General features: G+C 62.5%; 12 protein-coding genes. 9 read left to right on the top strand and 3 right to left on the bottom strand.

The genetic code is table 11. From position 1 onward, the window contains the following. Positions 1 to 16 precede the first annotated feature (16 nt). Positions 17 to 868 (top strand): sulfite exporter TauE/SafE family protein, encoded by an 852-nt coding sequence (locus tag AC07E3_RS05745; RefSeq protein WP_245291874.1) that lies wholly within the window; start codon positions 17 to 19, stop codon positions 866 to 868. On the opposite strand, the gene rcdA is transcribed toward AC07E3_RS05745, so the two are convergent. The 3 genes from rcdA to AC07E3_RS05730 form a co-directional block, all read right to left on the bottom strand. Beyond that, positions 834 to 1,367, bottom strand: a complete 534-nt coding sequence (rcdA, locus tag AC07E3_RS05740) for a protease adaptor protein RcdA (RefSeq protein ID WP_336070269.1) — start codon at positions 1,365 to 1,367, stop codon at positions 834 to 836. The two genes, AC07E3_RS05745 and rcdA, sit on opposite strands and share 35 nt — an antisense overlap. A 344-nt stretch (positions 1,368 to 1,711) precedes the next feature. Continuing rightward, positions 1,712 to 3,364, bottom strand: a complete 1,653-nt coding sequence (locus AC07E3_RS05735; protein ID WP_478360708.1) for an acyl-CoA synthetase — start codon at positions 3,362 to 3,364, stop codon at positions 1,712 to 1,714. 44 nt (positions 3,365 to 3,408) lie between these two features. Beyond that, positions 3,409 to 4,182 carry a sulfite exporter TauE/SafE family protein gene (locus AC07E3_RS05730; protein ID WP_336070265.1) on the bottom strand — a complete coding sequence of 258 codons (774 nt, stop codon included), beginning with the start codon at positions 4,180 to 4,182 and terminating at the stop codon, positions 3,409 to 3,411. A 246-nt stretch (positions 4,183 to 4,428) separates the two neighbouring features. Between AC07E3_RS05730 and AC07E3_RS05725 the strand changes: the two genes are divergently transcribed. The 8 genes from AC07E3_RS05725 (at position 4,429) to AC07E3_RS05690 (ending at position 13,223) form a co-directional block, all read left to right on the top strand. Further along, positions 4,429 to 5,076, top strand: coding sequence for a thiamine phosphate synthase (locus AC07E3_RS05725; protein WP_478360575.1), 648 nt, complete (start codon positions 4,429 to 4,431; stop codon positions 5,074 to 5,076). Between the two features lie 2 nt (positions 5,077 to 5,078). Next, positions 5,079 to 6,116 carry a tetratricopeptide repeat protein gene (locus AC07E3_RS05720; protein WP_459439739.1) on the top strand — a complete coding sequence of 346 codons (1,038 nt, stop codon included), beginning with the start codon at positions 5,079 to 5,081 and terminating at the stop codon, positions 6,114 to 6,116. 110 nt (positions 6,117 to 6,226) lie between these two features. Beyond that, on the top strand, positions 6,227 to 6,790 hold the full coding sequence (gene efp, locus AC07E3_RS05715) for an elongation factor P (RefSeq protein WP_007007082.1): 564 nt from the start codon (positions 6,227 to 6,229) through the stop codon (positions 6,788 to 6,790). Between the two features lie 51 nt (positions 6,791 to 6,841). Next, positions 6,842 to 7,645: an inositol monophosphatase family protein gene (locus AC07E3_RS05710; protein ID WP_007007083.1), complete on the top strand. Its 804-nt coding sequence runs from the start codon at positions 6,842 to 6,844 to the stop codon at positions 7,643 to 7,645. A gap of 259 nt (positions 7,646 to 7,904) precedes the next feature. After that, on the top strand, positions 7,905 to 8,915 hold the full coding sequence (locus AC07E3_RS05705; RefSeq protein WP_025029149.1) for a MotA/TolQ/ExbB proton channel family protein: 1,011 nt from the start codon (positions 7,905 to 7,907) through the stop codon (positions 8,913 to 8,915). Between the two features lies 1 nt (position 8,916). Then, positions 8,917 to 9,948, top strand: coding sequence for a peptidoglycan -binding protein (locus AC07E3_RS05700; RefSeq protein WP_007007084.1), 1,032 nt, complete (start codon positions 8,917 to 8,919; stop codon positions 9,946 to 9,948). Between the two features lie 54 nt (positions 9,949 to 10,002). After that, complete coding sequence (locus AC07E3_RS05695; protein WP_478360574.1) at positions 10,003 to 11,487, top strand: carboxypeptidase M32; 1,485 nt, start codon at positions 10,003 to 10,005, stop codon at positions 11,485 to 11,487. A gap of 80 nt (positions 11,488 to 11,567) precedes the next feature. Next, positions 11,568 to 13,223, top strand: coding sequence for an FAD-binding dehydrogenase (locus AC07E3_RS05690; RefSeq protein WP_478360573.1), 1,656 nt, complete (start codon positions 11,568 to 11,570; stop codon positions 13,221 to 13,223). Positions 13,224 to 13,234: the final 11 nt, after the last annotated feature.

Genomic DNA, 13,234 nt, shown 5'->3' with positions numbered 1-13,234 from the left:
GCTGTGGGCAGGCCCATTGCCACGCACAAGCAGCACGAGCGAAGAAGCGGGCTCGCCACCGCCCTTTTCAGGAGATGGAAGTCTGCCCGAATTCGACCTCAGCCTCGCCCTTCTGACCGCCACCGTGCTGGCAGCCGGTGTCGTGCGCGGGCTTTCGGGTTTCGGCACCGGCCTGATCGTCGCCCCGATCGCCGGAGCACTCTACGATCCTGTCACGGCGGTGGTCCTGCTCGTCATCATCGATTCGCTGCCCACCCTGCCCGTGGCGCTTCCCGTCGTAAAACTCGCCCGCTGGCGCGAGGTTCTGCCGGTGCTTGCCGGTCTGGCGCTGTTCGTGCCGCTCGGCGTCTACATCCTGAAAAACGGAGACGAGACCGTTCTGCGCTGGGTCATCTGCGTGATCATCCTTGCCTGCGCGCTTACCCTGCGCAGCGGCTGGCGCTATCACGGGCCGCGCAGCCTTCCCCTCTCTTTCGGCATTGGCGGCATTGCCGGAACCCTGTCGGGCATCGCCGCCATTCCCGGCCCGCCCGTCATCATATACTGGATGGCGTCAACGCTACCGGTCGCGGTTGTGCGCGCCAATCTGATGACCCTTTTCCTGATTTCGGAGATCTTCTCCGCCGGCAATCTTTGGGCAGCCGGCCTGTTCGAGCATTCGCGCGTCATGCTGGGGCTCCTGATGATCCCGCCCTACATGCTCAGCCTGCTCGTTGGCGGCAGGCTCTATGGCATCGCCAGCGACACGACCTATCGCCGCATCGCCTTCACGCTCATCATCGCTTCGGCGCTGATTGCGCTGCCGCTCACGGAGATCGTATTCGACTGGCTGTTCAGCGGTGGCCGAATGCTGTTTTCAGGAGAGTGATCTGCTCATAAACCGGATTGTTGCCGAAAAGCTCGGCTTCTTCCGCCCGCGCCGGGGCACCACCGTAGATTTCTTCATCCATCCGCCGCACCAGATCCTGAAGGCGCATCGAGCGCACCACGAGACTCTGGAATTTCTCGGGAAGGTCGGACCAGCCCTGTGCCTGTTCCTGCGGCGAGTGCGTATCGAGACGCACCTTGGATTTTTCCGCCGCCACCTGCTCACGGGTCATCTCGCCCGAGTTGGCCGCGCGCTGCAGAAGAAGCCAGGATGCAAGCTGCATGAGGCGTGTCGTCAGGCGCATGGATTCGGCCGCATAGAGCGCTGCTCCAGCGCGCGTCAGGCGCTTTGCCTCCGCGCGTCCATCCCCGTCGAGATACTCCGCAGCCTCCTCGACCAGGCTCATGCCCTGATTGTAAAGGGGTTTAAACGAATCCGAGAACACGCGATGCTCGGCCAGCTTGATCGTGGTCGCGCGACCGTTCCCGTTTTCAATCATTGTGCCTACGCCCCACCAGATACGATTGTTCCGGCCACCGCCGGTTGATGCGTTCAATCACAAGTGCGCCTGACTCTCAATGCCGGCACGTCACTCAAGAATGGGCTTGTGCACAGCTGTTGGCAAGTTCTTCCTTAACGAAGGGTTAATACTGAATTTGGACAAAAAAAGAGCCGCAAAGGCGGCTCTCAGGAGTTTAAACAGGGAGGCGTCAAACAGAATGGCTCCAGCCACTCGGTAAGAATCCAGATCACTGGATACACACAGTAAACGCATGTAAAGCTTAATGGATGGTTAACAGCCCCGCCGATTCTTGAATCGAATGCGGCGCGACAGCACCCGTTTCAGGACAATTCCCGGGCCTGCTCCCGCAGACGAAACTTCTGGATTTTTCCCGTAGACGTCTTGGGAATTTCGGAGAAAACCACCGTTTTCGGACATTTGAAATGCGCCAGAAGCGACCGACAATGCGCGATGATCTCCTCCGCGCTGGCGGTCCGCCCCGGTTTCAGCTCCACGAAGGCCACCGGCGTCTCGCCCCACTTCTCATCCGCTTTGGCCACCACCCCGCATGCCGCGATGGCAGGATGCCGATAGAGCGCATCCTCCACCTCGATCGAGGAGATGTTCTCGCCGCCGGAGATGATGATGTCCTTGGAGCGATCCTTGAGCTGGATATAGCCGTCGGCATGCATCACGCCGAGATCGCCTGAGTGGAACCAGCCCCCGGCGAACGCCTCGTCCGTCGCTTTTCTGTTCTTGAGATACCCCTTCATGACGATGTTGCCGCGAAACATCACCTCGCCGATGGTCTCGCCATCGGGCGGCGTCTCGGTCATCGTTTCCGGGTCCATCACGGTCAGCCCCTCGAGCGCAGCATAGCGCACGCCCTGCCGCGCCTTGCGCGCCGCCTGCCCCGCTCCGTCGAGCGCGTCCCACTCGCCTTTCCACTCGTTCACCACCGCAGGCCCATAGGTTTCCGTCAGCCCGTAGAGATGGGTCACCGCAAACCCCGCCTCGGCCATGGCCGAAAGCACGGTCTCGGGCGGCGGTGCCGCCGCCGTGTTGAAGGTCACCGTGTGCGAGAAATCCCGCTTCTCGTCCTCTGGCGCGTTGAGCAGCGCCGACATCACCACCGGTGCACCGCACAGATGCGTGACGCCATGCTCCGCGATCGCGTCATACATGGGCTTTGCCCGCACCCAGCGCAGGCACACATGGGTGCCCGCCGTCAGCGCCAGCGTCCACGGAAAGCACCAGCCATTGCAGTGAAACATCGGCAGGGTCCACAGATAGACAGCCCCCCGCGAGAGCCCGGCATGCACCGTGTTGGCATAGGCCATGAGCGCGGCCCCGCGATGGTGATAGACAACGCCCTTTGGGTTGCCGGTCGTGCCGGACGTATAATTCAGCGCAATCGCGTCCCATTCGTCATCCGGCATGGACCAGGCGAAGCCGGCATCCCCCGATGCCACGAATGCTTCATAGTCCACACTGCCGATGCGCTCGCCCTTCGGATAGGGTGCATCCTCGCCAAATTCGGGATCGTCATAGTCGATCACCAGCGGCTTGACCTGCGCCAGCGCCAGCGCCTCGCTCATCACGCCGGAAAACTCCCGGTCGACAATGACCACCCTGCTCTCCGCATGGTCGAGCTGGAAGGCGATGATCGCCGCATCAAGCCGCGTGTTGAGCGAATGCAGCACCGCCTTCGTCATCGGCACGCCGTGATGCGCCTCCAGCATGGGCGGCGTGTTGGACAGCATGACGGAAACCGTGTCGCCCTTGCCGATGCCGTGGCGGGCAAGCGCTGAGGCAAGCTTCAGCGAACGCTCCCAGAATGTCGCGTAGGTCACCCGCTGGCCGCCATGGATGATCGCGACTTCATTCGGAAAGACCTTCGCGGCGCGTTCCAGAAGCACAAGCGGTGTCAGGGGCTGAAAATTGGCGGGATTCCTGTCGAGATCCCGATCAAAAGCGTTCCCGGTCACAGATATCCTCCCGCAATTTTTTGCTTATTAAGCACAGGCTTCCGATGCCGTCACCACCCCATTAGGTCGGACAGGCCGTCATGGATGAGCTTCAGGGAAACGATCAGCACCATCACATACATGAAGGGATAGAAGACGGCAGGCTTCATGCGCTTGACCACCCACACGCCGGCAAGGGTGGCAAGCGGCGCGAGCGGAATCAGGATCAGCGATGCCGTCAGGTTCGAGCGGTCGAACTGACCGAGTGCGAAATAGGGAATGAGTTTCACCGCGTTGACGATGGCGAAGAACACAACGCTCGTCCCCGTGTAGACGCGCGGATCGTGCCCGAGCGGCAGCGCATAGACCTGATAGGGCGGCCCGCCCGCATGGGCAACAAAGCTGGTGAAACCCGCAACGCCTCCCCAGAACGCACCGCGTGGACGGCTCTGGTTGGCAATGTGCGCACGCCCTGCCACCTTCTCGAAAACCCACCGCAGGAAAAAGGCGAGTGTGACGAGGCCGACGATCAGACGCACATGCCCCTCCGTCACAACCGCCGCCGTCGCCCAGCCGATGGCGATACCCAGAAACGCACCGGGCAGCATGATCGAGAGCGTTCTGCGATCCATGAACCCGCGCCAGGCCCAAAGCGAAACCACATCCATGACGATCAGGATCGGCAGCAGGATGGCAGCGGCCTGCACCGGCGAGACGACAAGCGAAAGCATTGGCACGCCAAGCAGGGCCATGGCCCCGCCGAAACCGCCCTTTGAAAGCCCCACGAGAATGACGGCGGGAACCGCTGCGAAATAGAATGCCGGATCGGAAAGAAGTGCGGTCATGAAACTCGTCTGCGCCCCGATTGTCGGGCCCGACTCTCATAACCTCCCTGCCCGGATTTGGCGAGACTCGCCGGAAATGCGTCAATTTTCCTTGTCGTTCACCCCGCTCGTCGTCTATGCCGCATTCAAACCAAATTGACGGGCAAGAAACGGTTCAGACCGGTTTAGCGCGGACCTGCGTACAACAGTCAGACGGAGCCTTTTCGCCACGCGGGCAAATCACGAACAGGCTTGAGGAGTTGCCACATGACCAATCGCTGCCGCCTCGTATTGATCGCACCGCCGCCCGAAACGGCTGCCAATGACGAAGCGCATCTGGAGGCCGCACTTTCGGCGGGAGACGTCGCCTCGCTGATCATCCCCGATTACGGACAGGACGAAGTCAGCTTCCAGGCCCGCGCCGAGCGTCTCACCCCCATCGCGCAGGCGCGCAATGTCGCGGTGATGATCGCCGGCGCGCCGCGCATCGCCGCCCGCGTCAAGGCCGATGGTATCCATTTCGAGGGTTCGCTCGAAGAACTCACCGACGTGATCGAGAAATATCAGGACCGCATGATGATCGGGGTCGGCGGCGTGAAGACCCGCGACGACGCCCTTCAATGCGGAGAGTTGCAGCCCGACTATCTGTTCTTCGGCCGCTTTGGCTACGATAACAAACCCGAACCTCATCCCCGCAATCTGACCCTCGGCACCTGGTGGTCCGAGATGGTCGAAATTCCCTGCATCGTGATGGGCGGCAACACCATTGGCTCTGTCGAGCCGGTCGCGGCAAGCGGTTCGGATTTCACCGCGCTCTGCGCCGCAGTGTTTGCCGATGAGACCGATCCCGCGGCAGCCGTGACCGAAGCCAATTCCATCCTCGACAGGGCCGCACAGCAAGTTGAGGGAGCCTGATCATGCGCCCACGTTTCCTTCCTGCCTTGCTCCTTGCTGCCGCATTTTGCGGGCTCGCGGGAAACGCGCGCGCTGCCGGCAATGTCGAGCCGGAAACGGCAGGCTCCGGCGCCCCTCAGGCAAGCGAGCGCATGTCCGATCGCCTGCAGCCGCCGGGCGACCGTCCTCTTTCAGCCCCCACGGTCGACCAGGTGGACCCGGATCGTTTCGGCAAACTGCCGGACGCCGCCTATGGTGCATTCCAGCGCGGCTACTATATCACCGCGCACAATCTCGCGCTGCCGCGTGCGGAAGCCGGCGATGCCGCCGCGCAAACCCTTGTGGCCGAGATCTATGCGCGTGGCCTCGGCATGCCCCGCAGCGCCACCAAAGCGGCAGAATGGTATTCGAAAGCCGCACAGCAGGGCGTTCCTGAAGCCCAGTTCCAGTATGCGCTTATGCTGCTCGACGGAAACTTCGTTGAGAAGGATGCGGACCGGGCGTTCGAGCTCATGCAGATTGCGGCGGACAAGGGCAACCGGCTCGCCCAGTTCAATCTCGCCCAGATGATTCTCGACCGGCAATCCAGCTTCGAAAGCCAGAAACGTGCGGTGAGCTATTACGAAAAGGCTGCCAACGCCGGTCTCGCCGACGCGCAATACGCCATGGCCCAGGTTTATGCCAACGGCTTTGGCGGCCGGCAGGCAGATGACAAAGTCGCCCGCAGCTGGCTCGAGAGATCGGCAATGCAGAACTTCGACACGGCACAGCTGGACCTCGGCACCTGGCTGGTGGAAGGGCGCGGCGGCGCGCGCAATACGCAGGCAGGCTTCGGCTGGCTCAAGCGCGCGGCTGAAGGCGGCAATGTCGCGGCACAAAACCGGCTCGCAAAGCTCTACCGTGCCGGTGTCGGGGTTGAGGCAAACGTCATCGAGGGCGCGGCCTGGTATGTCTCCGCCCGCCGGGCTGGCCTCATCGACCCCGAGAACGAGGATTTCCTTGCCGGCCTCACGCCGGAAGAAATGAAAGATGCGATCCAGCGCGCAAATCGGCTTCGCTGAGATTTTCCTGGATCACAATCCGGCGCGCGGCTTGCCTTGAACCCCGTTTTATGGTCTTGGAAGCGCCGAATTGCGCGTGACTGCGCACTTGAGACCCGCAGGACGATCATATGAAAATCAACGGCAACGAAATCCGCCCCGGCAACGTCATCGAACACAATGGCGGCCTCTGGGTCGCAGTGAAGACCAACGCTGTGAAACCCGGCAAGGGTGGTGCCTATAACCAGGTCGAACTGAAGAACCTGATCGACGGCACCAAGCTGAACGAACGCTTCCGCGCGGCCGAGACGGTCGAGCGTGTGCGCCTCGAGCAGAAGGACTTCAGCTTCCTCTACGAACAGGAAGATGCACTGGTGTTCATGGATTCCGAAACCTACGAACAGCTTGAACTGCAGAAAGATTTCGTCGGCGACCGCGCCGCGTTCCTGCAGGATGGCATGACCGTGACCGTGGAGCTCTATGAAGAAAAGCCCATCGGCATTTCCCTGCCTGATCAGGTCACGCTCACGATCGCCGAAGCCGATCCCGTGGTGAAAGGCCAGACGGCGGCCTCCTCCTACAAGCCGGCCGTGCTTGAGAATGGCGTGCGCGTCATGGTCCCGCCTTTCATCGAGGCCGGCGAGAAGATCGTGGTCGACACCAACGAAATCACCTATCTGCGCCGCGGCGAATAACGTCCGCCCGACGCGCTTACCGAAACTTCAAGTCACAAAGGCTCTTCCCCCATGGCCCGTTCGGCGATCATCAATGTCATGGTTCAGGCTGCCATGAAGGCAGGCCGCTCCCTCGCACGCGACTTCGGCGAGGTGCAGAACCTGCAGGTTTCGCTGAAAGGCCCCGGTGACTATGTGAGCCAGGCCGACCGCAAGGCCGAGGAAATCATCCACGCCGAGCTGGCGCGTGCCCGTCCGGGCTATTCCTTCCTCATGGAGGAGAGCGGCACGGTCGAGGGTGACGACCCGCAGCACCGCTGGATTGTCGATCCGCTCGACGGCACGACGAACTTCCTGCACGGCATCCCGATCTTCTCGATCTCGATTGCCCTGGAGCGTCAGGGGCAGATCGTTGCCGGTGTGATCTACAATCCCGCCATGGACGAGCTATACACTGCCGAACGCGGTGGCGGCGCTTTCCTGAACGACCGCCGCCTGCGCGTTGCGGCCCGCAGCAGGCTGTCCGACGCGGTTGTCGGCACGGGCATCCCGCATCTGGGACGCGGCCATCATGGCACCGCCCTTCTCGACCTGCGCAACGTCATGGGCGAGACGGCCGGCATCCGCCGGCTTGGTTCGGCGGCGCTGGATCTCGCCTATGTCGCCGCGGGACGCATGGACGGCTTCTGGGAAGACACGCTCTCCCCCTGGGACATTGCAGCGGGCATCATCCTCGTGCGCGAAGCCGGCGGGTTCGTCAGCGATAAAAAGGGCGGCGACAAAATGTTCGACACCGGCCAGATCGTCGCCGGCAATGAAGCCATTCACCGCGCCCTGCTCAAGACCCTGGCCAGGCCCGCTCCCCAGAAGAGCTGACGGACACACACGCGCAAGCATATCCGCAGCCCTCACCCTGAGCGTGCCGACGAGCGAGGGCACCTGGCACTGCCTGCGCGATTTGGCGGGCTCGTTGCGGTCACCTTTCCGCTTTCAGGATGGCAATCGCCTGGCAAAAGCTGATCCCGGCATCACATGATGCTGTGCGCGACTTTCAATTTCGTCATATTTGCGATTAGAATCCTGCGCGATACAGGAATCAGTAGTGGTTCTGCACCGCAATGGATACGAGGAGCTGATGGCCTTGCTGAAATCGCGTGAGGACGCCGAACCATCCGTTGGGCTCGATTACGACCCGCACACGCTCTCGAGCCCGCAGGTCTTCCTCTATTCCATGCTGGTTTTTCTGGCGATAGCGGGCTTCGTGGCCGCCATCCTCTACCGGCAGATCGCTTCCGCCTTTCAGACCAACCCCGGCCTGAACGGCCTGATCCTCGGCGTTCTCCTGATCGGCATTCTGCTTGCCTTCATGCAGGTCACGCGCCTGTTTCGGGAAGTGCGGTGGGTGAACTCCTTCCGCGCGGGTTCAGAAGCATCGGATCCCGTTCTGCTCGCACCGATGAAAGCGCTTTTGAGCCGCGCCTCCTCCATGGCGCTGTCGACCAGCTCCATGCGCTCCATCCTCGATTCCATCGCAACACGCCTTGATGAAAGCCGCGACATCTCGCGCTACCTGATCGGCCTTCTGGTCTTTCTCGGCCTGCTCGGCACCTTCTGGGGGCTTTTGCAGACCATCGGCTCCATCGGCGACACCATCCAGTCGCTCGACCCCGCCTCAGGCAATGCCAACGACGTTCTGGATGCTTTGAAATCCGGCCTTTCCGCACCGCTGGAAGGCATGGGAACGGCGTTCTCCTCCTCGCTCTTCGGCCTCTCCGGCTCACTGATCCTGGGCTTTCTCGACCTGCAGGCTGGCCGCGCCCAGAACCGATTTTACACAGAGCTTGAAAACTGGCTCTCCTCCGTCACGGATCTGGGTTCGGACCTTTCCGAAGGCCGCAACGGCGCTTCCGAGGAGATGCAGCAGCTTGCCGACAAGCTGCGCGCCGCCCAGGAAGAAGGCACGTCCAGCCCCCGTCTGACCGCCTCCATGGCCAACCTCGCCGAAGGCATATCCGGCCTCGTCAAGAACATGCGCCAGGAACAGCAGATGATGCGCGACTGGGTGGAAGCCCAGGCCGATGAACAGAAAGCCATGCGCGCCACGCTCGAAAAGCTGTCTGCTGCACTGAAAAAGCGGGAAGGCTGACATGGCGCTTGCCCGCGCACGCCGCACAGACCGGCGGGTCGATTACTGGCCGGGTTTCGTGGATGCCATGGCGACGCTCCTGCTCGCCATCATGTTCCTGCTCTCCGTCTTCGTTCTGGCGCAGTATTTCCTCAGCCAGGAAATCACCGGCAAGGATGCCGTGCTCGACCGGCTGAATGCGCAGATCAACGAGTTGACGCAGCTTCTGGCCCTCGAGCAGGCCAACAGCCAGGATGCCGAAGACACCATCGCCAATCTGCGCGCTTCGCTCGAGGACATTCGCGCCGACCGCTCGCGGCTGGAACAGATTCTGGCAAGCGGCAGCGGCCAGAGCGAGCAGGCCGAAGCCCGGATCGGTGAACTTTCCGGCGCCCTTGATGAAGAACGTCAGGTCAGCCAGCGCGCGCTCTCGCAGGTAGAGCTTCTGAACCAGCAGATTTCAGCGCTGCGCAAACAGATCGGCGCGCTGGAAGCCGCCCTTGAGGTTTCTGAAGAGCGCGACCGCGAATCCCGCACCAAGATCGCCGATCTCGGGCGCCGCCTCAACGTGGCGCTGGCCCAGCGCGTTCAGGAACTGAACCGCTATCGCTCCGACTTCTTCGGCCGTCTGCGCGAAATCCTCTCCGACCGCGAAAACATCCGCATCGTTGGTGACCGTTTCGTGTTCCAGTCGGAAGTTCTGTTCCCCTCCGGCGCCACCGAGATCAATCCCAATGGCCGCGAGGAAATGCGCAAGCTGGCAGACGCCATTCTCGAGCTGCAGAAAGAGATCCCGCCCGAAATCAACTGGGTTCTGCGCGTCGACGGCCATACGGATGACGTGCCGCTTTCCGGCACCGGACGCTTCCGCGACAACTGGGAGCTTTCAACCGCGCGCGCCACGGCCGTCGTCAAGTTCCTGATCGAAAACGGCGTGCCGGCGAACCGGCTCGTTGCCGCCGGCTTCGGCGAATATCAGCCGCTCGACACCGAAGACACCGCCGAGGCCCGTGCCCGCAACCGCCGCATCGAGCTGAAGCTTACCGAGCGTTGATCTTTCCTTCCGCAGGGCTGTCCCTGCTCTCCTTCCATGCGTATGAGGAACTTCATGTCCTTCCAGAAACTCGATGACCTTGGCCACAGGCTGGAAGCGCTCGGCCATGCGCTGGCAATTCTCGGTGCGGATGAGGCAACGCATATGGCGCCCGGCGGTGGCGAAGCCCGCGCCGAGGCCATGTCCACCCTCGCCGGCATGGCGCACCGCCAGGCCACCGCACCCGAAATCGCCGACTGGATCGAGGCGGCCGGGCAGGAAGACCTGAATGCCGATCAAAAGACGGCAGTCGCGGAATTCCGCCGCCATTACGTCAACCTCACCTGCCTGCCATCCGACTTCGTGGAGCGCCAGACACGCACCCGCATGCGCTGCGAGCAGCTCTGGCGCGAGGCCCGGCCGAAGGGCGACTGGGCCGGTTTCCTGCCGGCTCTCGAAGGCGTTATCGAGTTGGCGAGGGAAGAGGCTGCGCGTCGCTCCGACGTGCTCGACCTCGACCCGTATGATGCGCTGATGGAGCAGTTCGACCCCGGCAACAGAACGGCGGAAATCGCTCCCGTTTTCGAGAATTTGAAGGCATTTCTCGTCGATTTCGTCCCAAACGCGCTGGAAATTCAGAAAAAGAAGCAGGTGAAGAATCCGCTGCGCCCGCTGTCGGGAAACTACCCGGTCGAGCGGCAGCGCGAGCTTGGACTGGCGATGATGGCGGCTGTCGGTTTCGACCTGACACGCGGCAGCCTCTCTGTCTCGCACCACCCGTTCTGCGGCGGCGTTCCGACCGATGTGCGCATCACCACGCGCTATCGCACCGACGAGTTTCTCTCTTCGCTGATGGGCATCCTGCATGAAACCGGCCACGCGCTCTATGAGCAGAACCTGCCGCACGAATGGGCGCACTGGCCGCTCGGCAGGGCGCGGGGCATGGCGATGCACGAAAGCCAGAGCCTGTTTGTCGAAAAACAGATCGGCCGCAACCCGGCTTTCTGGGAATGGGCGCTGCCGGTGGTGGAGAAGCATCTCGGCGAAAAATGGTCGAAAGACGAGATCCTCGCCCATGTGCACCATGTCGAGCGCGGGCTGATCCGTGTCGACGCGGATGAAGTGACCTATCCGCTGCATGTCATCCTGCGCTTCGAACTGGAACAGGATCTGATCGCCGGCAGGCTCGAAGCCCGCGATCTGCCGGAAGCCTGGGACGAAAAGATGAAAGCCTATCTTGGCCTGTCAACCATCGACACACCGCAGGACGGGCCGATGCAGGATGTCCACTGGCCCTCCGCCGCCTTCGGTTATTTCCCCTCCTACACGCTCGGCGCCATGATCGCCGCACAGCAGTGGTCGGCGATCGAGAAGGACATTCCAGATGTGAACGAGCAGTTCGCGCGCGGCCAGTTCGAGGCGGTGAACGCGTGGCGCCGCGAAAAGATCTGGTCGCAGGCCTCCCGGCTCTCCACGCCGGACCTGATCGAACAGGCGACCGGCGAGCCGCTCAACGCGGCGCATTTCACAAGGCATCTGGAACAGCGCTACGGCGCATAGGCACCGGCGCTGCGCTCAATCGCACTTGCTCATCCCACCAAAGCAGCCGACACTCGCCATCGGCTGCTTTGGGAGGAGACATGGCTGATCAATTCGATGCGATCGTCGTCGGCGCCGGCCTCGCCGGACTGGTGGCGGCAGCCGAACTGGCGGACGCCGGCAAGCGCGTTGCACTGCTTGAACAGGAAGGCGAAAACGGGCTCGGCGGCCAGGCCTTCTGGTCGCTGGGCGGGCTCTTCTTCGTCGATAGTCCCGAGCAGCGGCGGATGCGCATCGCCGATAGCCGCGAACTCGCCCTGCAAGACTGGATGGGCTCGGCGCAGTTCGACCGTGAAGAAGATTTCTGGCCCCGCAGGGTGGCCGAAGCCTATATCGACTTCGCCGCCGGCGAGATGCGTCCATGGCTCCGTGCCATGGGCATGCGATGGTTCCCAGTGGTGGGCTGGGCGGAACGTGGCGGCAGCCTCGCCGATGGCCACGGCAATTCGGTGCCGCGCTTCCACATCACGTGGGGAACCGGCCCCGGCGTGGTGGAGCCTTTCGCCAGGCGGGTTCTGGCCCATGCCAAAGCCGGCCGCATTGCAATGAAATTTCGCCATCAGGCAAGCCGCCTTGTGCGCCGGAAGGGCGCGATTTCCGGCGTGGCGGGCGAAATCCTCGAACCTTCGACGGTGGAGCGCGGTCAAAAGTCAGGACGCGACATCGTCGGCGATTTCGAATTCACTGCCGATGCCGTGATCGTCGCCTCCGGCGGCATTGGCGGCAATCTGGACCTGGTGCGCAGAAACTGGCCGACGAAACGGCTCGGCCCCGCACCGAAGACAATGATCGCCGGCGTCCCGCATCATGTCGACGGCCGCATGATCGGCATTGCCCGAAAAGCGGGCGCGGCAACCATCAACACCGACCGCATGTGGCACTATACGGAAGGCGTGAAGAACTGGGCGCCGATCTGGCCCGATCACGGCATTCGCATTCTTCCAGGCCCTTCTTCGCTCTGGTTCGATGCCGAAGGCAACCGCCTTCCCGCGCCCTGCATGCCGGGTTTCGACACGCTCTCCACGCTGAAGCACATTCTTGGGACCGGCTACGACTATTCCTGGTTCGTGCTGACCCAGAAGATCATCGAGAAGGAGTTCGCTCTCTCTGGCTCCGAGCAGAATCCGGACCTGACGTCGAAGCGCTGGATCGAGGTCTTGAAAAGCCGCCGCGGCAAGGGCGCGCCACCACCGGTGGAAGCGTTCAAGAAGAAAGGCGAGGATTTCATCGTCCGCGACGATCTGAAATCACTGGTAGAAGCCATGAACACGCTCGCAGGCAAACCGCTGATCGATCATGACCGGCTCAAGGCGCAGATCGACGCGCGCGACCGCGAGATCGGCAACGCCTTTTCCAAGGACGCACAGGTGACCGCCATTCGCGGCGCGCGCGCCTATCTCGGTGACAGGCTGGTGCGCACCGCCCGACCGCACAGGATACTTGATCCTGCCAGCGGGCCGCTGATCGCGGTGCGGCTGCACATCCTCACCCGCAAGACACTGGGTGGACTGCACACCAATCTCGACAGCCAGGTGCTGGATGAGGACGGCGAGCCCATCCCCGGTCTCTACGCCGCCGGAGAGGTGGCGGGCTTCGGCGGTGGCGGCTATCACGGTTACAACGCACTGGAAGGCACCTTCCTGGGCGGCTGCATCTTTTCCGGCCGCAACGCCGGACGCCACGCCGCCGGCCGCTGAACAGGCTTGCC

The organism is Nitratireductor lacus, assembly GCF_056431025.1.
Note: the sequence above shows the minus strand (reverse complement) of the source record. Positions and strands in the feature narration are given on the sequence as shown.